The 21815-nt window shown below is 42.2% G+C and carries 21 protein-coding genes and 1 pseudogene; 8 read left to right on the plus strand and 14 right to left on the minus strand.

All coding sequences use genetic code 11. From position 1 onward, the window contains the following. Positions 1 to 74: 74 nt before the first annotated feature. The 4 genes and pseudogenes from P0M11_RS10110 to P0M11_RS10125 all read right to left on the minus strand — a co-directional run bounded on the left by P0M11_RS10110 (position 75) and on the right by P0M11_RS10125 (position 1640). A complete protein-coding gene (locus tag P0M11_RS10110) occupies positions 75 to 527 on the minus strand; it encodes a hypothetical protein (protein ID WP_275625550.1) in 453 nt (150 codons plus the stop codon). 336 nt (positions 528 to 863) lie between these two features. Beyond that, a pseudogene (locus P0M11_RS10115) lies at positions 864 to 965 on the minus strand (transposase); the annotation flags it as partial. Between the two features lie 73 nt (positions 966 to 1038). Next, positions 1039 to 1449: a hypothetical protein gene (locus P0M11_RS10120; protein ID WP_275625551.1), complete on the minus strand. Its 411-nt coding sequence runs from the start codon at positions 1447 to 1449 to the stop codon at positions 1039 to 1041. 44 nt (positions 1450 to 1493) lie between these two features. Then, a complete protein-coding gene (locus P0M11_RS10125; RefSeq protein ID WP_275625552.1) occupies positions 1494 to 1640 on the minus strand; it encodes a hypothetical protein in 147 nt (48 codons plus the stop codon). Positions 1641 to 1923: 283 nt separating this feature from the next. Here P0M11_RS10125 and P0M11_RS10130 point away from each other — a divergent pair, with 283 nt between their 5' ends. Continuing rightward, the gene (locus tag P0M11_RS10130) at positions 1924 to 2436 is read left to right on the plus strand and encodes a hypothetical protein (RefSeq protein ID WP_275625553.1); all 513 of its coding nucleotides are present in this window, start codon (positions 1924 to 1926) and stop codon (positions 2434 to 2436) included. 207 nt (positions 2437 to 2643) lie between these two features. Continuing rightward, entirely contained in the window at positions 2644 to 3006 is a 363-nt protein-coding gene (locus P0M11_RS10135) for a hypothetical protein (RefSeq protein ID WP_275625554.1), read from the plus strand. A gap of 156 nt (positions 3007 to 3162) precedes the next feature. Here the strand turns inward: P0M11_RS10135 and P0M11_RS10140 are convergent, their stop codons facing one another. From P0M11_RS10140 to pdhA, 10 genes are all read right to left on the minus strand, one after another. Beyond that, positions 3163 to 3768, minus strand: coding sequence for a transposase (locus P0M11_RS10140; protein ID WP_275625555.1), 606 nt, complete (start codon positions 3766 to 3768; stop codon positions 3163 to 3165). A gap of 2277 nt (positions 3769 to 6045) precedes the next feature. Then, positions 6046 to 8802, minus strand: coding sequence for a sodium-translocating pyrophosphatase (locus tag P0M11_RS10145; RefSeq protein WP_275625729.1), 2757 nt, complete (start codon positions 8800 to 8802; stop codon positions 6046 to 6048). Positions 8803 to 8951: 149 nt separating this feature from the next. Further along, entirely contained in the window at positions 8952 to 9563 is a 612-nt protein-coding gene (locus tag P0M11_RS10150) for an inorganic pyrophosphatase (protein WP_158064157.1), read from the minus strand. Between the two features lie 22 nt (positions 9564 to 9585). After that, entirely contained in the window at positions 9586 to 10113 is a 528-nt protein-coding gene (locus P0M11_RS10155; protein WP_275625556.1) for a hypothetical protein, read from the minus strand. A gap of 103 nt (positions 10114 to 10216) precedes the next feature. Continuing rightward, complete coding sequence (locus P0M11_RS10160) at positions 10217 to 10984, minus strand: class I SAM-dependent methyltransferase (RefSeq protein WP_275625557.1); 768 nt, start codon at positions 10982 to 10984, stop codon at positions 10217 to 10219. A 27-nt stretch (positions 10985 to 11011) separates the two neighbouring features. Beyond that, positions 11012 to 11899 carry a GNAT family N-acetyltransferase gene (locus P0M11_RS10165; protein ID WP_275625558.1) on the minus strand — a complete coding sequence of 296 codons (888 nt, stop codon included), beginning with the start codon at positions 11897 to 11899 and terminating at the stop codon, positions 11012 to 11014. After that, positions 11896 to 12573 carry a DNA repair protein RadC gene (radC, locus tag P0M11_RS10170; protein ID WP_275625559.1) on the minus strand — a complete coding sequence of 226 codons (678 nt, stop codon included), beginning with the start codon at positions 12571 to 12573 and terminating at the stop codon, positions 11896 to 11898. The genes P0M11_RS10165 and radC overlap by 4 nt, the downstream gene beginning before the upstream one ends. 74 nt (positions 12574 to 12647) lie before the next feature. Further along, complete coding sequence (locus P0M11_RS10175) at positions 12648 to 13316, minus strand: ABC transporter ATP-binding protein (RefSeq protein WP_158064162.1); 669 nt, start codon at positions 13314 to 13316, stop codon at positions 12648 to 12650. A 93-nt stretch (positions 13317 to 13409) separates the two neighbouring features. After that, positions 13410 to 15101 carry a pyruvate dehydrogenase complex dihydrolipoamide acetyltransferase gene (locus tag P0M11_RS10180; protein WP_275625560.1) on the minus strand — a complete coding sequence of 564 codons (1692 nt, stop codon included), beginning with the start codon at positions 15099 to 15101 and terminating at the stop codon, positions 13410 to 13412. Between the two features lie 72 nt (positions 15102 to 15173). Further along, complete coding sequence (gene pdhA / locus P0M11_RS10185) at positions 15174 to 16178, minus strand: pyruvate dehydrogenase (acetyl-transferring) E1 component subunit alpha (protein WP_158064164.1); 1005 nt, start codon at positions 16176 to 16178, stop codon at positions 15174 to 15176. Between the two features lie 70 nt (positions 16179 to 16248). Here pdhA and P0M11_RS10190 point away from each other — a divergent pair, with 70 nt between their 5' ends. The 6 genes from P0M11_RS10190 (at position 16249) to P0M11_RS10215 (ending at position 21765) form a co-directional block, all read left to right on the plus strand. Next, complete coding sequence (locus tag P0M11_RS10190; RefSeq protein WP_275625561.1) at positions 16249 to 16887, plus strand: phosphatase PAP2 family protein; 639 nt, start codon at positions 16249 to 16251, stop codon at positions 16885 to 16887. Between the two features lies 1 nt (position 16888). Beyond that, entirely contained in the window at positions 16889 to 17338 is a 450-nt protein-coding gene (locus P0M11_RS10195; RefSeq protein WP_275625562.1) for a BlaI/MecI/CopY family transcriptional regulator, read from the plus strand. A 13-nt stretch (positions 17339 to 17351) separates the two neighbouring features. Next, the gene (locus P0M11_RS10200; protein WP_275625563.1) at positions 17352 to 19145 is read left to right on the plus strand and encodes a DUF4153 domain-containing protein; all 1794 of its coding nucleotides are present in this window, start codon (positions 17352 to 17354) and stop codon (positions 19143 to 19145) included. A 158-nt stretch (positions 19146 to 19303) separates the two neighbouring features. Further along, complete coding sequence (locus P0M11_RS10205; protein ID WP_275625564.1) at positions 19304 to 20764, plus strand: right-handed parallel beta-helix repeat-containing protein; 1461 nt, start codon at positions 19304 to 19306, stop codon at positions 20762 to 20764. 45 nt (positions 20765 to 20809) lie between these two features. After that, entirely contained in the window at positions 20810 to 21205 is a 396-nt protein-coding gene (locus tag P0M11_RS10210; protein ID WP_158064168.1) for a hotdog domain-containing protein, read from the plus strand. Continuing rightward, positions 21205 to 21765 carry an AraC family transcriptional regulator gene (locus P0M11_RS10215; RefSeq protein WP_275625565.1) on the plus strand — a complete coding sequence of 187 codons (561 nt, stop codon included), beginning with the start codon at positions 21205 to 21207 and terminating at the stop codon, positions 21763 to 21765. The genes P0M11_RS10210 and P0M11_RS10215 overlap by 1 nt, the downstream gene beginning before the upstream one ends. Positions 21766 to 21815 lie beyond the last annotated feature (50 nt).

Here is a 21815-nt window from a genome sequence, read left to right on the forward strand (position 1 = left end):
AATCAAGACTAAATGCCGACGGAATCTATTTGCATATTTAAACTATTCTACTGAAGCTGAGAACTACCTAAGCTTCAGTTAAATTTCTGAACGTAAAAATCTACAGTGTCAATTTTTATATTGAAAGCTCTAGCCTCACCCGTCGTAAGAACGCCCTCTTTAGCAGCCGGAAAATAGATACTGTCATTCTTAATGATAAAAACTCTTTGTAATACTTCCCATGAAATTTTAATGGTTTTGTTACATGAACTGATTACAAATTTTGGATTTCTCAGAATACCTCCTTCACTGCCAATCTCACAATCACAACCATAATTTAAATTATAGCATTCTGAAAAAGGAGGCGAATACCACGCAACTGTGTCTCCCTGACTGTTTATCTTCGGTGCCTCTTTGTAATTATAAACATTATGGAATTTATCTCTTACATCAAACGGTAACTCATCAAAAGACAATTTCTCTCGCGGTTTTGTAGTACAACTGGTTAATGTAATTATGATAATAAGATATAAAATATTTTTCATCATTCTTGTTTACGTGACATGGCCGATGGAGCAAGTTTCCCCCGCTGCGCAAAGTCTGACTTCGTCGAATCTTCGATTTCCCGACTATGAGCCGTTTCCAAATATCTTCTTACTATCTATAGTTCCTAATTGTTATATTTTCGCACTCATATTGGCCTTACACTACGTGAAATAGGTACGGATAATCTTCGATTTCAGGTCTTAACCACGCGATAGGGTTAGCTTCATCGAATCTTCTATTACGCTTGGCAGCGGGGCTCTGCTTTGATCAAAGATATGGTTTTATGTAAATTTAGGCGATAAAATTTGCTCAAAGTCAGGAGACTTTGCGCAGCGGGGGCTTATTCCATGTGTACGGCAAATCTCATTCACCGTCTTCCCCTGATTATGTTCAGATAAAATCTTCACGATCTGAACCTCTGTAAATTTACTTTGTTTCATCTTTCCCAAATTTAAAAACTATATTTATACTCGTTTCCATTTTTGGGGAAGATTACAGTTGTACTTGTAATTATTATTTTGCCCATTCTGGCAGTTCTTTCCAGCCTTCTGATGGCACTAATCTTATACTATCGGGGACAGGTTTATTAATATAAAGTTTATAAGTTGAAAAAATTCGATTTACCCATTGTTTATTATTCATTTTTACTAAAAAACGTTTCCCAATATATGGCTTGTAATAATCCAAACTATCACTTAAAAATTGAGTTTCTGCGTCATTTAATTTATTTTCTAAAGCATAAGTAAACAAGAGTCTTTTAGAAGAACTTCTACTTTTGCCTTTTATTTCATATGTAGTTCCTATTGTATAGATATAATTTTTTTTCATGTCATTGTCGAAAAATTTTCCAATTATTATAAATGTTAATAATCCTCCTATCATTATAAAAAAAATAGCTTTAGAATTATTTATGTTTTTCATCATATCCTCGATTTGTAGTTTGTTCAGCAGTAGAAAAAAATAAATCACTACTTGCCCGCTGCGCAAAGTCCCCCGCTGCGCAAAGTCTCCTGACTTTGAGCCGTTCTCACCCACTGCGCAAAGTCTGACTTCGTCGAATCTTTGATTTCCTGACTTTGAGCCGTTTCCAATATCTTCTCACTTCTATACCTCATAATTATTGTATTTTCACATTCATATTGGCCTTGCACTACGTGAAATAGTTACGGATAATCTTCGATTTTATGTCATAACCGCGCGATAGGGTTAGCTTCATCAAATCTTCTATCACGCTTGGCAGCGGGGCTGTGCTTTGATCAAAGATATGGTTTTATGTAAATTTAGGCGATAAAATTTGCTCAAAGTCAGGAGACTTTGCGCAGCGGGATTTGTAGATGGGTGGAGTAAAAATGATTTTGAAGATTACATACAGCAAATAAATATCAAAACAATAAAATAATGGAATATTATGTAGAATATAGATACGATAATGACATTAAAGAAAATTTTTTGCAAAATGAGATAGCATTAAAGTTTAAAAGAGTAAAATGGAAATTTGATGATAATTTTTATATAATTGAATATGATGAATCAAAGCCTTACTGTGGGTACTTTAGTGATGAATTTATTTTAGTTTTATTTATAGAAGACTCACCAATTCATTCTCATCCAAACAATCTTGTTCTATACAATTTAAAAAAGGAGATTTTCAAAATTATTCAAGCTCCTAAACCTTTGCACTATAAAGGAAATAATCTTCTACCAATTTCATCCATAGGTAAAGTGAAAATTATAGACAATGTGAAGCATTTATTGGTGGTAATTAGTACTGGTGGTTATGATATGGGCTTTTCAGAATTTAGATATTTGAATTTAGAAACTTTTGAGTACCATCCCACTTACTATGAAGTTCAAGAACTTTTTGGACAATATAGTAAAACTCCAACTAGGTGGGAAGAATATGGAAGATAGATTAATCTAACCGCTTCACTTGAAGCGTTTTTTTACTTTTCAAAAAGTGGATTTGGGATTTTCCGTTTAGGTTTTAGCGCTGCAAAAGGAGTAGCTAAGGCAATAAGAACTTTTTCTAAATTTATTGTAAAATCTGTTGATGATGTTATTAAAGGTTTTCAGAAATTTTTAAACTTCCTGAAAAAAGGTTGGGAAGAAATTAAAACATTGATTGACGATGTTTTTAAGAATTATAAGAAGACTGTTTTAAAACAATTTGACGATATTGAATTTATTAATGGATATGATATTGATAAGATTCTTAAATTTGAAAAACCGCATAGATTAGACCCTTCTGAGTATTTATCGGCAAGATATATAAAGGAGCATTTAAGAAAATTTGAAAAGGAGGCAATTGCTTCTAGAGTGATTTTAAAGAAATCGTATGATGACTATGGATTAGGCAAACCTCACAAATGCCAGTCAGAATTTGTAAGCCTTAAATCAGATATTGATAAAGTTTTAAAAGATTCAAATGGCGATGTGAAGTTTATTTCAGAGGCTTTAGGAACCCCGCTGTGCAAAGTCTGACTTCGTCGAATCTTCGATTTCCCGACTATGAGCCGTTTCCAAATATCTTCTTACTATCTATAGTTCCTAATTGTTATATTTTCGCATTCATACTGGCCTTCCACTACGTGAAATAGGTACGGATAATCTTCGATTTTATGTCTTTCAGCAAGTACATCAATCCTCATAACTATTATACTTCCAAAACTCACTGTTCTTTCGGGTGTCAGTAACTGGATTTTCCGCTAATGTGATATCCAATACTCCCTTTTCATCGGCATAATTTCTGGCTGAAGAATCAATGTAGTGAATTGCTTTTTCCACGATACCTGACCGGACGGGATTCAGGTGAATGTAATTCAATTTGTTCCACATGAACTTTAAGCTAAAGATTTCTTCCGCATGATTCCCATATTGCCAAACCTGAAAGTTCTTGTTTCGGGTATGGGTTTCCGTGGCTTTGGCAAAGCGCTCCAATATCCACTCTCTTCTGCTTTCCGGTTCATTGTGCAGAGCCGCAAGAATTTGGTTCGCTGTAAATTTCTTGAAGTCCCGAATAAGATCGGAAAGTTTACCATCTCTGGACTGCACTATGAGGTGAATATGATTGCTCATAATTACGTAGCCGTACAGTATCATGCCTTTGTTTTTAATGCAGAAGCGGAAACAGTTACTGATGATTTCGCGATAGTTCTTACGTGTGAAGATATCAATCCAGTCAACAACAGTGATTGTTATGAAATGTGGTCTTTCCTGATCTCTGATAACGTAACCGGCTTTCATGGCTGTGCTTTGATCAAAGAGATGTTTTTATATAATATTAGGAGATAAAATTTGCTCAAAGTCAGGAGACTTTGCGCAGCGGGTCTTCTATTATGCTTGGCAGCGGGGCTGTGCTTTGATAAAGATAAACCTTTATGAAATTTTAAGGAGAAGAAATTTGCTCAAAGTCAGGAGACTTTGCGCAGCGGGGAAGAAATTTTCAAATTATGTGGTAATGAACTTTTTAAAGTGGCTTCAAAGGAACAGGTAAACCAGATGTTTGACACTTCTATTGAACAATTTGGCAATATTAAAAGTGATTCTTTAATATATGAGCAAACCAATATTGTAAGCACTAATTCTAATAAAGAATAAGTGCTAATTTATAATGTAAATAGAGATATTAAAAATACCTAAGAAAAATTCACTCTGCATAAAGTAGATGATTCTATTAAAATCGTAGGATATTTTATACATCGTAATGAGCAATAGAAAACCCCTGTGTTTTTCAGGGGTTTTTCTATTTTTTAATAGCTTTTATATAATTTATATCTTCCTAAACTATCTTTTCTAAATATCCTAAAGTCTTCTGTATTTGCATTTTTAGAAATAGAATCTCCAATCCACAATGTGTCATTTTTAGTATCAGTCGTTGTTATACAATAATCATCACTATAATAAAATTGTAATGATTTGTTCTCGTAATTATAAATTTTTATAATCTTCGCTTCTACATTATTTTTATAGAAATAATTGTTATTTCGAATTACAATTCTATAAATGTAAAAATATGAAAACGCTATCAATCCCAATAAAATAGGAATGAAGCGATAATAACTTTTCGCTTTCATAACTATTTAAATTGGAAAACAGGTTTTACAATCGGCGTGTATTGATAATTTAATTGGGCATTCACTCCAGTAACAGGGCTTCCCTGTATACCTACTCCAATCTGTCCCGAAACATTAATAAATCCGCCTCCCTTTATTGGATTTCCCCCGCTGCGCAAAGTCTGACTTCGTCGAATCTTCGATTTCCTGACTTTGAGCCGTTCCAAATACCTTCTCACTTCTATACCTCATAATTGTTATATTTTCACACTCATACTGGCCTTCCACTACGTGAAAAAGTTACGGATAACCACGCGATAGGGTTAGCTTCATCGAATCTTCTATTACGCTTGGCAGCGGGGCTGTGCTTTGATCAAAGATATGGTTTTATGTAAATTTAGGCGATAAAATTTGCTCAAAGTCAGGAGACTTTGCGCAGCGGGGACTTTGCGCAGCGGGAGTTTTCCGAAATTTTAAATAAAAGATTTGGAAAATCTGCTCAAGCTGCTTATGAATTATTCGTCGCGCCGAAAGTAGAAAAACGAATTGAACGCAAATAATTATGATTTTATTTTTAAGAGTTTTAGAATTTTTATTGCTTTTGTTTATTATGATTTATTCTGCATACAAGACTTGGGATAGTGAGAGGCCATATACAATTGTGCAAGCGATATCATGGAGAGCGATATTACTGGGTATTATGATTTATAACCTTATACAAGGCCAGTTCATTATTGTGTCAATTTATAATTTTTTTAAAGAAATATTAGAAAATTAAAATTTGCAAGGAAGTGTTTTGCAGGAAGCTGGTATTTAGCTGCGTTTTGTGAGATTGTATTGGTATCCTGCTCATTATTGAATTTGTTATTGTGACTTGAAGCCAAATTAGATGTCAGAAGAACATGTAAACACACGCTGCACATTCTATTAGAAAAACTAAAAAAAACCGCTAAAATTTGAACCGCAAATGTACAATTGTCCATACAGTGCGTCTGCTGATTACTGCGTAAATTTTGCTTAAAAGTTTGCGCTGTTATGCTGTTTAGAAGCGACATGAGATACTGTTCCGCATCGTACGGTACAATCGGTGGTTGAGGGTAATATCGCTACGGAAATATTATGAATTATGAGACTGATACGTCAAATTACTTCTAAAGCAGTACGCGCTTTGCAAGCCGTATAGAAGATGAAGGCAATATCTTCCAGAGAAAGGCAGCACCTGCGCAGGAAAAAGAGAACCGGACAGATCCGGATGTAGATGCAGATCTGAAGCGTTATCTGGAAAAGGCGGGCCTAAGTGACAAAGTGGAAAAGGAATTTGCCAGAGCGGCTACGACTACCGGCCTGTATGACTACCCCACTCTCGCGCAATTCCATCGCATGTACGGGCAGCTATTAACGAGTCGATTTAACACACAAAAAAAGCGTCACCAAAAAGTGACGCTCCTTAAACAATATTCAGTTAATTTTAAAGTGCCAAAGCCCTGATATCTACCCTGCGGTTCATCGCCTTACATTCGTCGCTGTCGTCTGTGGAACAAACCGGGAACTGAGGTCCGTAACCTTCTGTTTCAATACGGTCGGCAGCAATACCCAATTCCATCAGCTTCAGCTTCGCAGTATCGGCACGGAGTTTAGACAGTCTCATATTCGTGTCTTCATTTCCGGTATTGTCGGTGTAACCACCCATCTTGATTTTCAGATTGGGGTACGCTTCCATCATCTTGAAGATATTCTCAATGGCCTCCTGAGATTCCGGTTTTAAATCACTGCTGCCGCTTACGAAATACAGGTTTTCTACGGTAAACCAACGGTTTTCATCCAGCAAGGTGCGGTCATTTTGCGCGAGTCCCTGAGCAAAATAGTTCAACCGGCTGTTTTCACCCAAATTAATTACTTGGCCATTTGGTAAGGTTACCGGTGTGATGTTACCCGTATCATACACAAAATCACCATCGGCATTAAGCATTCCTGTAGGCTCAGGCATTACGGCAACTACGCCCGGCGCTCCGGGCACCGCAGGTGCCACCACATGTGCGCCGTTTACAGCAGTACCGTTGGTGGCCAGTTGCAGTGCCTGTAATTTAGCCGCACGGTTATCGCGGATCTGATCGGCATGCATGGTTGCAAGTGTTGGTGCGATAACCAGCGAAACAATGGACATCAGTTTGATCAGGATGTTCATGGACGGTCCGGAGGTGTCCTTAAATGGATCTCCTACAGTATCTCCTGTTACGGAAGCTTTGTGCGGTTCCGAACCTTTGTAGAAAGTCTTACCGTTGATGTCAACACCTTTTTCAAACGATTTCTTGGCATTGTCCCAGGCGCCACCGGCATTGTTCTGGAACATTCCCATAAGTACACCGGAAACGGTTGCGCCCGCCAGGAATCCTCCCAAAACTTCAGGTCCGAAAATAAACCCTACCAGTAGTGGTGAAACAATTGCAATAGCTCCCGGAAGCATCATCTTCTTAATGGATGCATCGGTGGAGATCGCTACGCACTTCTCATACTCAGGCTCACTGGTACCTTCCAGGATTCCCGGAATTTCGCGGAACTGGCGGCGCACCTCCTCCACCATGGCCATGGCGGCCTGTCCTACGGCTGTAATGGCAAGCGAAGAGAATATAAAGGGAATCATAGCGCCTACAAACAGACCGGCCAGTACGTCTGCACGGTAAATATCAATGCCGTCAATTCCTGCAATACCTACAAAGGCTGCGAAAAGTGCAAGTGCTGTAAGCGCGGCAGAGGCTATTGCAAAACCTTTACCCGTAGCGGCAGTTGTGTTCCCTACGGCATCCAGGATATCCGTCCTTTCACGAACTTCTTTGGGAAGGTCACTCATCTCGGCGATACCGCCGGCATTATCGGCAATAGGTCCAAACGCGTCAATGGCAAGCTGCATCGCTGTTGTCGCCATCATACCTGCGGCCGCAATGGCTACACCATAAAGTCCGGCACAAAGGAATGAGCCGTAAATACCACCAGCCAGCACAATGATGGGCAGCAGCGTACTTTCCATACCTACGCTAAGACCTCCGATGATATTGGTTGCATGTCCGGTGGAGGATTGCCTTACGATACTGCTCACCGGGCGCTTGCCCATGGCGGTATAATATTCTGTGATGATGCTCATGAGTGTTCCTACCACCAATCCTACGATGATGGCACCGAAAACACCCATTTTAGTAAATTCATGCCCGCGAAGAACCATTGTTTCCGGAAGCAGGTAATTAACAAGGAAATAAGAGGAAATAGCTGTTATGACGATACTTCCGTAATTACCCAGGTTAAGTGCGCTCTGAACGTTGGAGGTAGATGCGCCGTCGTTATCGTTAATCTTAACGAACAATGTTCCCAGCATTGAGAAGATGACACCGGTACCGGCGATAAGCATGGGCAGTAAGATCGGTGCAAAACCACCAAAGGCATCCTGAGAGAAGGTTTCGCGTCCGAGAACCATAGTTGCAAGCACGGTGGCAACGTAAGAACCGAAAAGGTCGGCACCCATACCGGCCACATCGCCTACATTATCACCTACGTTATCGGCAATCGTGGCCGGGTTACGCGGATCATCTTCAGGTATCCCCGCTTCCACCTTACCTACAAGGTCGGCGCCCACGTCGGCAGCTTTGGTGTAAATCCCACCGCCTACTCTGGCAAAAAGTGCAATACTTTCGGCACCCAGGGAGAAACCTGTCAGTATCTCGATGGTACGTTCCATCTCGTGGCTGTCTACACCGGAATCGGGCGCAAATATCTGTCTTAGTATAATAAAAAGAGTACCTAAACCTAAAACGGCAAGTCCGGCCACACCCATTCCCATTACCGAACCACCGGTAAAGGAAACTTTAAGAGCTTTGGCAAGGCTGGTTTTGGCAGCTTCGGCAGTCCTAACGTTGGCTTTGGTAGCGATCTTCATCCCTATGTATCCGGCGGCAGCACTGAGTATGGCGCCAATGATAAATGAGATCCCGATGGTCCAGTGGGAATTACTGTTGGAAAAACCCATCAGTGCCAGAAGAATGGCCACAACAATTACGAAATAGGTTAAGATCCTGTACTCGGCATGCAGAAATGCCATGGCCCCATCTGCGATGTGGCCGCTGATCGTTCGCATGCGCTCGTTACCGGCATCCTGCCTGCTCACCCAGGTGCTCTGAAGAAATGTGTAAATCAGGGCAATGATGCCGAAAATAGGCACCAAATAAAACAAATCCATCATACTTATTATTTTTAATGTTTGGTTAATAAGATTAAAGATAATAAAAACATGGTAACAGCGGTAAAATTTGGAAAAGATATGCAGTGGGTACGTAACAAAAAAGACAGGAAAAAATCCTGTCTTCAATATAAATCTAAAAATAAATTTTATCCGCCGAATTTGCTCGCGTAATCTCTTCTGGAAGCTTCCACCACTTCTTTTGCGTGAGCAGCTCCGTACACTTCCTGAATCCTGCACTTTGCCGGCTCATCCGGAAGGTTCTTATACGTAAGGAAATAGTGCATCAAACGCTTTACCTCGGCCTGGGGCAACTCTGCAATGTCGCGGAAATGACCGAACGCGTGGTCGCCCACCATTACTGCAACAATTTTGTCATCCGCTTCACCTTTGTCAATCATCTTGAAACCACCGATCGGAATGGCCTCCATCAGCATACCGCCGGCATGAATATTATGGGAGCTCAATACACAGATGTCCAATGGGTCATGATCGCCCATGGTAACATCTTCAGCACCGCTTTCCAGCGCCAGTTTCAGTACCTCATTATGACAGTAGGTCCGTGGAACAAATCCGTAAAGGGCGGGAATAATGTTTGAAAACTGCTGCGGACGGTCAACCTTCAGGTAACCGCTGGCCTTATCGACCTCGTATTTTATGGTATCACTCGGAACAATCTCTACGAAAACGTTTACAACGTTTGGAGCGTCGGCACCGGCAGAAATGCCATGCCACGGATGTGCTTTAAAATTTGGTATCATTATTAATTATCTTAATGTAGTATCAGGTCACCAGAAGAACTTCTCTTCTGAGTGCGTCTATATTTTCAGAAATAAAATCGGGACCGTTCATGTAATTCATGAGGAATACGGTCTTAAAATCCGACAGGTCAGCATTTTCACCTAAACTTTCATAAGTGTCATGCAGCATTTTCAGGATTGCATTTTTCGATGCTACCGTGTCCTGCCAGGAGTTGGCGGTGATGTAAATCTGCTGTGAAGTATTATAATCAAATTCTTCGTTAATGGATTTTTCCAGCAGGTAAAGGTATTCGTGCCTGGCCAGGCCGCTGTCAAATTTCGTCACCAGATTTGCAGGTTTCAGTCTTTCCAGAAAAAGTACCATACGCTCGTAAGCCTGGCTTTTGTTCTGGGCATTGCCTTTTACTGAAAGCATCTTGAGTTCCTGGTTCTTCATCTTAATATACTCAAATACGAACTGCCTAAGCAGAACGAGAAAAGGTATAGCCAGCACCACCGTAAACAGATAGGGAAAGTACGGTGAATTAATATAACTGCCGAAGTTGAACATCCATAAAATTTGAGACTGCAAAAGTAATAAATAAATGGTAGATTTTACCAGATGTAATCGGTGAAAATGCTCAGGCGCATTGTAAGCGTCAGAAGGCCGGCGATCATTCTTTAGTGACCAGGTAAATCACTTCCCGCTGTCCGTTACCCAGCGCCATATGCTGCCTTTCGGAACCGGCAAAATGAAGCCGGTAGTCAATCCTCTCCACTGTCACTTCTTCTGCTGCAATCCTTTCTGAAAAATCATTCCCGTACAGCCTCTCCAGGTCCTTTTCACCATAATGGCGAAGTTTCTTTTCCGGGGTATTGAATTCCGGATTTTCCACGGTGAGCTGTGCATCAGGATCCATAAGTGACATCAGGAATAAGCTTCCCCCACTTTTAAGCACACGGTAGAGCTCATGCAGTGCCTTCCGCTCGCTTGGAACATGACCTAAGACGTGCGAACAGATGATAAAATCAAAATGATTATCCGGAAACCTAATGTCCGTAATGTCCATCTGATGACTGGCTAGGTTGGGATTGAGGTCCGCGTCTGTATAATTGGGATTCGCTGCAAAATGCACTTTAAGGGCGTCTTCGGGCGCAAAATGTAAAATAGAGGGATCATTCAGAAAGATATTGGTTTTATCTTTCAGATATAAATAAAGCAAACGGCTGCGTTCCAGCGAACCACAGTGCGGACAGACCGCATTGCTGCGAACTTCAATGCCGTTCCCCTTCTCCAGGAAGCGTCTGGCCGACTTACCGCAACAGGGGCAGTAAAAGTTGTTTCCTGAAAGAAAAAATGCTTTGGCTTTCCGAAGTTTTACATGGAAGTTGTAGCGGGCTTTCTCCGAAAATATTTTCTGATATATAGATTTAATCGTCATTTAACAGGTCTTAATTTGGCCAAAAAATTACCTCACCAGCGATTTCATCCAGTTAAGTGCCAGTTCTTTTTTTGAAAATTGAATTAGGGGATACTCCTGAAGTTCCGCACCGAAACTGCTGTTAAATATGCCGATACTGCGAACATTGCTGCCCATGAAACTGAAATTGCGGCTGCCAATATACTTTTCAAGAATTTTATCAACCAAAAAAGAAGTTGGATTCTCATTCCTGAATTTTTCATCGGTAACCAACGCCAGCAAATATACTGATGTTCCGTCGTCAATTAGTGCCGAAACAGTAAGTAGCTGCCCTTCCAGGTACGCACCATACAGCCTAAGCATATTTTTTTTCTCCAGAAAATTCATAAAACTGATCATTGTCTCCAGATCCGACTGCTTGGCCAGCCCTTTATGAAACTGCCTTACATAATTAAGAATTTCACTGGTTAGTTCAACCTGTTTAAACTTTAAGTGGCTCGCGGACTTAACTGCGGATTTTCTGCCTTTCGAATATTTCCGGCGCTGCCGTTCATACAGACCGATGGGTATAAAATAGTTTTTTCTAAAAGTTAAATTTTTGCGTAAATTGTTTCCTGTGTTAAAGGAGTACAGATAGGTTTTGTAATTCTGTAGGGTATAATCAAAAAACTCTTCGTTTATTTCCGGATTGTCGTCGGGACCGAAAATCCCAAGTTGCTGACAAAAAATGGGACATGTAATAAATTTCTGACCCAAACGGCTTTTCAGGGGCAAAGGCATTACATACTTATAATCATCATACACCAGCAGTTCCCAGCTTTCACATAAAAAATCCAGGACCTCTTTTTGCGCAAAAACATTGCTTTGCAAAGCATCTGCAAGACATTCAGCATATTTAACAATATCAATTTCGGGGTATGTAAGCCGTTTTATCATAATATACCCTCGTCTGAAAAGCTGAAATACGAATTTTGGTTGATGATTAAATGATCGATCAGGTTTACATTCAGGAGCTTACCAGCCTCAGCAACCTGTTTGGTAATTTTCTTATCCTCCTCACTGGGTCTCAGATTGCCCGAGGGATGGTTATGTGCTATGAATATCCCTGTGGCAAACTGTTCCAAAGCCGTTTTGAAAAGAATCCTTACATCCACCACCGAATAATTGATGCCGCCACTCGTAAGCTGGCAGAAGTGCAGCACTTTGTTGTTTTGGTTCACGAACACGGCCCAGAATTCCTCCGTTTGCAAATCACCCAAATAAGGTTTAAGAAAAAGGAAAGCCTCGTGGCTGCTGGCCAATTGCTTACGGTCCGGAACTTCCTGTGCGGCACGCCTTCGTCCTATTTCGAGCGCCGCAGAGATTGAAATGGCCTTAGCCTCACCCACCCCATTGAATTTGCAAAGATCAGCAATGCTCAGACGGCTCAGGTCATGCCAGTTTTCACCCACCGACTTAAGGATCCGTCTGGCAAGATCTACAGCGCTCTCCTCGCGGTTACCGCTGCCCATAATGATGGCCAGAAGTTCGGCATCCGAAAGGGAATTTTTACCTTTCAGCAGAAATTTTTCGCGCGGCCGGTCGTCTTCAGCAAGGTGTTTAAGAGACATTTTGTTGAAACCTGTAACTTAATTAAAGATATAAAGTTATCAAATTAAATCAAGTTTTGCGCGGTGTTTCAGAATTAATACAGGATTTGTCCGTCCTTCATAAGCAGTTTCCGGTCTGTTATTTCCGCCAGGTTCGGGTTGTGCGTAACAATCACAAAAGTCTGGTTGTACTTATCCCGAAGGTCAAAGAACAGTCGGTGCAGATCATCCGCATTTTTGGAGTCCAGGTTTCCTGTAGGCTCATCGGCAAAAATAATCTTAGGCGAATTGATAAGTGCCCTCGCCACCGCGGCACGCTGCGCTTCACCGCCGGACATTTCACTGGGCTTGTGGTGAATGCGGTCTGCAATATGGAGGTCTTCAAAAAGTCTGTATGCTTTTTCCAGGCTCTCCTTTTCATTACGGCCTGAAATGCGTGTAGGCAGCAGTACATTCTCCAGCGCGGTAAATTCCGGCAGGAGTTGGTGAAACTGAAAAACGAAACCGATGTTCTGATTCCGGAAGCGCGAAAGTTCGCGGTCATTCATATTAATGTAGGACTGACCGTCCAGAGCGATCTGAGTACCGTATTTATCTGGCGACGAAGGCATATCCAGTGTTCCCAGGATTTGCAGAAGCGTAGATTTTCCAGCACCGGATTCACCGACGATGGACACTACTTCACCTTCCTTAATATGAATGTCTACTCCCTTTAAAACCTCCAGGTCGCCGTAGGATTTATGAATATTCTTTGCTCTGATCATGGTTTCAAAAATACTTATATTTTTTGGAATGTTTGTAAAAAACCCTCCAGGATAAGGAACCAGGAGGGTTTATAAGTTTATCTAAAATTACTTTTACAGCAGTAGAGTGAGCGGCTGCTCCAGATAAGTTCTCAGCGTCTGCAGGAACTGAGCTCCGGTTGCACCGTCCACAACCCTATGGTCACATGCCAGTGAAAGCTTCATTGTGTTTCCTACAACGATCTGTCCATCCTTAACCACCGGTTTCTCAATAATTGCCCCAACGGAAAGAATCGCTGAGTTGGGCTGGTTGATGATGGAGGTAAAGGTTTCGATACCGAACATTCCCAGGTTGGATACAGAGAACGTGGAACCTTCCATCTCATTAGCTTTCAGACCTTTGGATTTTGCTCTGGATGCCATATCCTTCACTGCGGAAGATATTTGCAGATAGTTCATATGATCCGTGTTACGGAGCACAGGTACCACAAGACCGTCCGGAATTGCCACTGCCACGCCAACGTTGATGTCGCCATGGTGAATGATCTTGTCGCCGGCCCAGGAAGAATTGACCTGCGGATGCTTGCGCAATGCCATAGCCGTAGCTTTGATGATCATATCGTTAAACGAAATCTTTGTATCGGGAAGTGAATTGATTTCCTTACGGGCTTCAATCGCTTTATCCATATTGATCTCCACCATCAGGTAATAATGCGGCGCCGAGAATTTACTTTCTGACAGACGCTTGGCAATGATATTACGAACCTGTGAGTTTGGAGTTTCAGTGGTCTCGCCTGAAACGAAATCAGCAGCCACTCTAGCTGCAGGAGAAGCCTGAGTCGCCGCTTTTTCCTGACCAGCCGTAGACGGCTGTTTTGAAGGAGTAAAGGATTCCACATCCTTTTTCACAATCCTGCCGTTTTCACCGGATCCCTGAAGCTGTTTAAGGTCTATACCTTTCTCGGCTGCCATTTTTCTGGCCAGAGGCGAAATAGCCAGTCGGCTGCCATCATTATTCTGCGCTACTTCTGCTTTTGCCGTCTCCTCTTTAATTTCCTTTGGCTTTTCATCAGCTGCTTTATTTTCTGCTTTAGCCTTTCCTCCGGAAAGAATTGCCGAAACATCCGTTCCCGCAGGCCCGATGATTGCCAGTACGGAATCCACAGGTCCACCATTGCCTTCAGCAACACCTTGGTGCAGCAGTGTGCCGTTAAATTCGGACTCGAAATCCTGAACGGCCTTGTCGGTTTCAATCTCAGCAAGGATATCGCCTTCCTTTACCTCATCGCCTACATTTTTATGCCATTTGGCCACCTTCCCTTCAGTCATGGTGTCCGACAGGCGGGGTACGGTAATCACTTCCACACCTTCAGGTACATCGGCAGATGCTGAAGAAGTTTTCTCATTTGATGATCCGCTTTCCTTCTCAACCGGTTCTGAAGTTTCCACAGCTGTATTTTCATTTTCGGTCCTGAAATCTTCCGGAATTCCTGATGCAGAACCGGATTCAGTCTTTTCAGATGAAGGGTTGCTGTTTCCTTTGCCGGTTAGTGAGGAAATATCTTCGCCAGGCTCACCAATAATGGCAAGTACGGAATCTACAGGTGCAGCCTGTCCTTCCTCAACACCTATATAAAGAAGTACACCTTTCACTTCCGATTCAAAATCCTGAACCGCCTTATCTGTTTCAATTTCAGCCAAAACATCACCCTCGTTCACGGGATCGTTGAGTTTCAGGTTCCATTTTGCAACTTTACCTTCCGTCATAGTATCGGACAGACGGGGCATTGTAATTACTTCTGCCATAATTATTTATGTGATATTTGTTGAAAGTGAAGACCTGCAGTAAAGCTGCTGGCTCACTTTATAGTCTGATTACTAGTTATTTTCCACCTTGTCCAGGAAAGGATAATCTTCCTGAGCATAAACGTACTCGTAGATTTTTTCAGGATCCGGGTACGGTGAATTCTCCATGAACTCTATGCAGTCTTCCACGAAAGCACGGGATTTGTTGTCAATATCTTCCAGTTCCGCTTCAGTAGCCCAGTTCTTTTCAAGAATTCTCTGTCTGATCAGCTGTATCGGGTCATCCTGTTTGTGAAGTTCCACCTCATCCTTGCTTCTGTAGTGCTCGGCATCGGACATGGAGTGACCTCTGAAACGGTAGGTACGAGCTTCAATAAAAGTTGGACCGTCGCCTCTTCTGGCTCTTTCAATAGCTTCGTAAGCGATCTCGGCCACCTTTTCAGGATCCATAGCGTCCACCGCCATACACGGCATTTCGTAGCCCAACCCAAGTTTATAAATGTCCTCGTGGTTAGCCGTCCTTTTTACTGAAGTACCCATGGCGTACTGGTTGTTCTCTACAACAAATACCACAGGCAGCTTCCAGTTCATTGCCATGTTAAAGGTTTCATGCAGCGAACCTTGTCTGGCCGCACCATCGCCAAAGAAACAGATATTTACAGCCTTGCGGTCAAAATATTTATCGGCAAAAGCAATTCCGGCTCCCAAGGGGATCTGACCACCAACTATACCGTGTCCGCCATAAAAACGGTGCTCCTTACTGAAGATGTGCATAGAACCGCCCATACCGCCGGAGGTTCCTGTAGCCTTACCGCAAAGTTCGGCCATAATCCTTTTGGGATCCACACCCATAGCCATAGGGTGAATATGACATCTGTATGCGGTGATCATGCTGTCCTTGGTAAGGTCCATGGCATGTGCAAATCCGGCCGGAATAGCTTCCTGGCCATTGTATAGATGTAAAAATCCTCTGATTTTCTGTTTTAGATAGAGTGAGCGGCATTTGTCCTCAAACCTTCTCCACATGGTCATGTCATTGTACCACTGCAGGTAAACTTCTTTTGAAAATTCTTTCATTATAAGCGAAAATTATCAGGCAAAAATAGGAAAAATCTTTGGCTCGGCATAACATTAGATTCACCCTAAAATGGTTAGATTTACCAAGCAGTTCCATTATATGACGCCACCCACCGCAAATACCCCGCCGCTGATCCTCATTTCCAGGTTAATATCCAATTTTTTCAATCCGCTTACCTCGCTTTTCCTGTATTATGTATATTACAGTTACCTGCATTACGGTTGGCAGCAGGCCTTATTGGAGTTCATGCCCATCCTTTTTATATTGATCCTGCCTGTAAGCATCTGGATTTACTGGAATTATAAAAAAGGGAATTACAGCAATATGGACGTTTCCAACCGAGAGCAGCGTAAGAGTCTCTATATGATGATTGCGCTGGCGCTTTTGGTTTATCTTGCCGTAAACTACCTTTTGGACGGCCAGGTAGACCTCACGGTCCTCTTTCTTTTTGTGCTTCTAATATTGATGCAGATCAGCAACTTTTATATTAAAAGTTCCATGCATACTGCCCTTAATTTCTATACTGCTGCGCTTTTCTATACCTTCGATCCGCTGGTAGGACTTGTCTGGTGTGGGATTGCTGTGCTGGTAGGCGTAACCAGAGTGATCCTGAAAAGACATACTCCCAATGAGGTGCTGATGGGCGCAGTGCTGGGTATCGCCGTATCTTTTGCCTATCTTTATACCGACAACCTGCTTAGTAACTGATATGAACATAAACAGCCTGACCACTGCCGAGGAAAAACTGATGACCGTACTCTGGAAACTGGACTCCTTTTATATGAAAAATGTGATGGAGGATCATCCGGAGCCCAAACCGCACCAAAATACCGTGTCCACCTATCTTAAAATACTTGTGGAGAAAGGATTTCTTTCTACTACACGGGAGGGACGGATCTTTAAATACACGGTGGTAATCCCCTATGAAGATTACCGCAGATTTCTGTTAAGGAATTTCCTGAGTCAGTTCTGCAATAACTCACCTGAAGAATTACTGAACCTTCTCCAGGAGGAAAAAATTCTGCAGCCACAACCCGTGAAGCCAATCGAGAAAGCGGATGTAAAACCTAAGAAGGAGAAAAAGAAGCAACGCTTTAAAATTGCTGAAGAAATACTGAAAACGGGAAAGAAGAAAAAAAGAAAAAGAAATAATCTTTAAGTAAAATACAGTCATGAAAGGGAAACTCAGAGAAGTTTGGGCTCTTGCCGATGACACTTTATTCCGCTATCCGCTGATTATAGCTATGGCGGTAACCGCTGCAGCTTCTGCGGCAACAGCTATTGAAATTGGAGGTTCATCAAACAGTTTCCGGGTCACCAAACTTATGCTCGTTTCATGTTTGGGAATTTCTCTGCTGTTCAGTGCCAGGATGTTATCTCAACGTATCGGAAAAGGTTCACTTCTTGAAATGGCAGCACTCGTCCTTCTTTCAGGTTATTATTTTATTCTGCCTGAAAAGGAAAGGGATTTTACTGAGATGTATGCCTTTATCCTAATTCCCTCATTTGTTTTGAGCCATTTGCTGGTTTCCTTTACTGCTTTTATGGGTAAGGCTAATGAAATTCAGTTCTGGCAGTTTAATAAGAACCTATTTATAAATCTGTTTCAGACAGCGGTTTTCACAGGTGTCCTGGCCGGCGGCGTCATGCTGGCAATACTGGCTGTAGATAAACTCTTTGATCTTGAACTTGATGAATTGCTGTACCCCAAAACCTTCGCTGTTTTAGCAATTTTCGGCAGCTGCTTTATCTTTCTGCTCTTTAGCGGACGAGGGCTTTCCCAACTTGAGCAGGACGCTAAATATCCTCAGGTCCTGAAGTTTTTTACACAATATGTGCTTATCCCGCTCCTTCTGATATACCTGGTAATCCTTTATTTTTACTCCGCAAAAATTGTTATCAACTGGGAGTTACCGCGCGGTTGGGTATCCTACCTGATCATTGCTTACGCGGTAGTTGGTATACTGGCACTGCTTCTGGTGTTCCCGCTTAAGAATGAAGGCGGGAAGTCGTGGGTGAAAACTTTCAGCAGTGTTTTCTATTATACCCTTGTACCTCTTATCGTGCTGCTTTTTACCGCCATCTTTACACGCATTCTGGAGTACGGTTACACGGAGCCACGGTATTATGTACTTCTTATAGCTGTTTGGCTTACATCCGTTGCCGTTTATTTCATTATCTTTAAAAAAGCCGGTATCCTGTTCATACCAATATCCCTTTTTGTACTCATTTTTCTGTCTCTCACTTTGCCCTATTTTAATGCTTTGGCTGTATCAAAAAGAAGTCAGCAAAATGAACTTGCGCAACTCCTGGCCTCCAATCAATTGTTGGTGAAGGGTAAGATTGACTTCAGCAGGCAAATACCTTCCAAACAGGTAAGTGAGATAGCCGATAAATTCAATTTCCTTTACCAAAGAAAGGATGAAACTGCCCTGAAAAAATATCTGGACGGTCCGCATCTCCGTATTTTAAATAAATCAACCGCAGGTAAGTCCTACCGGGACATCAGTGGCCCGATTGCAGGATTTTTTAAAAATGTGAAACCGGAATTAAATACATTCAGACGCTGGGAAATTTATGCTCCTGCACAGCCCTATTCCACTGAAGGTTACCAGTATGTTGTCAAATTGAACAGCTTTGAAAATCAAAATGAAACCGAGGCGCTGCAAGTTAACGGAGACAGGATTTCCTTAATTAACCGCCGGGACAGAAAAAGACAGGTTTTAGAACTCAAAGTCAACAGTGACGAAAGCTTTGACCTTCTTCCTTTTATTAAAGGAATAATGGCGCGCCACCCTGCTCAAAAGGAACGCATTCCCGTAGGCGATATCTCAACGGTCGCTGACTTTAAAAACTATCGGATCAAAATCATTTTTGGAGGCATCATTTATGATGAAGCGAATCCAAACCAATATTATTTTTCTGATGGATTCCTGCTGATTAAGGAAAAAGAAAACAGTAAGTAATACACTTAACAGATTATACAGCAGCAGCTCCCGTGTCCGGGAGACTTGTGCTAAAATTCCTTATCTTTATTACCTGAATTTCATCACTGACGCACAGACGGCAGAATCTGCGCTCCAGCGTATACACAATCCCATTTCGGTCATTAAAACTTATCGTTATGAAAAGAATATCTTTACTTTTTACTTTTTGCCTTTCGCTCATTCTTAATGGGCAGTTCACCAGTCCGGGCACAGGAATAACCTACACTTTAACAAGTCTTTCGGCCGCTGCACCCACGGTACTCGTAAATAACGGTACTTCGTACACGATGACGGCCAATGTAACCATAGCGGGTGGAGATACCCTCCTGATGGACGAAAATACGACCCTAACGATAAATCCCGGAATAAAATTAACCGTTGCCGGAACCTACAATACTACAGCAACAAGTTTCACAATAACTTCGGGAAATGCGGCCTCGGTGTTCAACGGAATTCAGTTTGATGCCGGTTCCACCGTTGCCATGCGTAATACAACACTTGAATACGGGGGCGGGATACGGGTTTCAACCGGTAATTTTCTGATGGATAACTGCATCGTGCGGGATTTCAAGGCGGGATTGGTTACCAGCGGAACCATGTCATTCTCCACTGGAAGTCCCATTGTGCAGAATTCCCAGTTCCTTCAGAATGATTATCCGGCATTTTCGTCGGCTGCCAATGCTACAGTTTCTGCAGTTTTCCAGAATAATTACCTTTTCGGAAATTCAAAACTCAATACCAACAGACCGCAGATCAATATGGGTCCCGGTGGTGCTGATTCGCTTAAGATTATAAATAATACGATTTTGGGTAACCGTGCGCTTACGATGGTGGGCGGTATTTCGGCTTCAGCACTGATTGGTGGCACCAACAGGGTGAAAATCCTTAACAATACAATTAAAGACAACCGTTATGGCATCACGATGGCAGGAAGTTCTTCCGCAGGAATTATCAAGGGAAATATCATTGAGGACAATGACTCCCAAAACCTGCCTAACAGCGGCGGAAGCGGCATTTCGCTGTCTGCGACCAGTGACCAGCTTTATATTACCCAAAATCAGATCCGAAGGAATCTTTGGGGCATTACCCTGCTCTCCAATGCTCAGGTGAATCTGGGCAGTGATGCACCGGGAAACATTAATCCCGGACAGAACATCTTTAAAGATAACGGCAACGGCGGAAACCTTTACGCCCTTTTCAATAACACGCCTAATACCATCCAGGCCAAGTTTAACTGTTGGCGCGAAACGGAGCTGTCCACAGACGCCATGGTCGAAAGTGTAATTTCACACCAGGCAGATGATCCGGCACTTGGTCCGGTGATTTATTCACCCTATAACTGTGCCGTCCTGAAAGTTGCTGAACCGGAAAATATCAGCACCGCCCTGTATCCAAATCCAAGCGACGGCCATTTTATTTTTGAATCTGCCAAAGCCGGAAACCTTACTATTACCGACCTTTCGGGCCGTCTTGTTTATTCGGCATTGGTGCAGAAAGGAAAAAACAGTTACCGGTTGAATGTGCCACAGGGTGTTTATATGATTGTTTTCATTTCAGAAGGGCAAAAGATTTCGAAGAAACTTATAATCAGACAATAACAGCACAGGAACAGAGTAATAACCGGATCAATAAAATTTAAGACTGTGAACTATCATACAAGAAAATGGATTAAACCCGAGGACCTTAATCCCAACCATACCCTTTTTGGTGGCAGACTGCTGCAGTGGATTGATGAAGAAGCAGCGCTCTATGCTATTGTGCAGCTGGAAACGCCACGGTGTGTCACCAAATATATTTCTGAAATTAATTTTATAAGTTCCGCAAAGCAGGGAGACATTATTGAAATCGGAATTGAGGCCATAAGTTTTGGCCATACTTCTATTACCCTGGCCTGCCATGTACGCAATATGATGACCCGCCAAACCATTATTACGATAGACAGGATCACCTTTGTAGGTGTTAATGAGGAAGGGAAGCCTACACGCCACGGAAAAACAAAAATAGAATACATTTCCGACCGCCTGAAGCTAAAAGAGTAATGCAGATTTATATTAAAAATATGGTTTGCGACCGGTGTATAGCAGCGGTGAGCAATATTTTAGATCTTCTTGATGTAAAGCTGGAGAAAGTACAGCTGGGAGTGGTGGAAACTGTTAATGAACTCAGTCATCAGGATCTGGACCGCCTGGAACAGGAATTGAAGACACAGGGCTTCGGACTTCTCAGGTCGCAGGCAGAAATACTGACCGGCCAGGTGAAAAACGAAATCGTCCTGCTGATTGCCGGGCTGGACATCGCCGAAGACTTTCTATTATCCGGGTTTCTGTCTGCGCGGTTTCATAAACACTATACCGCCATTTCAAAAACCTTTTCACAGCAGGAAAACACTACCCTGGAACAGTATTTCATCCACCAGAAAGTGGAGAAAGTGAAAGAACTCCTGCTGTATGGCGAGTTGACGCTCACTGAGATCTCAGGTAGACTGGGGTATAAAAGTGTTCAGCATCTTTCTTCCCAGTTCAGGAACATTACAGGCTCCAGCCCAACCGACTTTAAGTCGCAAAACCGCTCCGGCCGCATTCCGCTGGATAAAATCTGAATTTTATAAGCATAATCTATGTACTTGTAACTGCTTTCCGTCCATTTTCA

The sequence above is a fragment of the Kaistella sp. PBT33-4 genome (genome assembly GCF_029194425.1).
GTDB lineage: Bacteria > Bacteroidota > Bacteroidia > Flavobacteriales > Weeksellaceae > Marnyiella.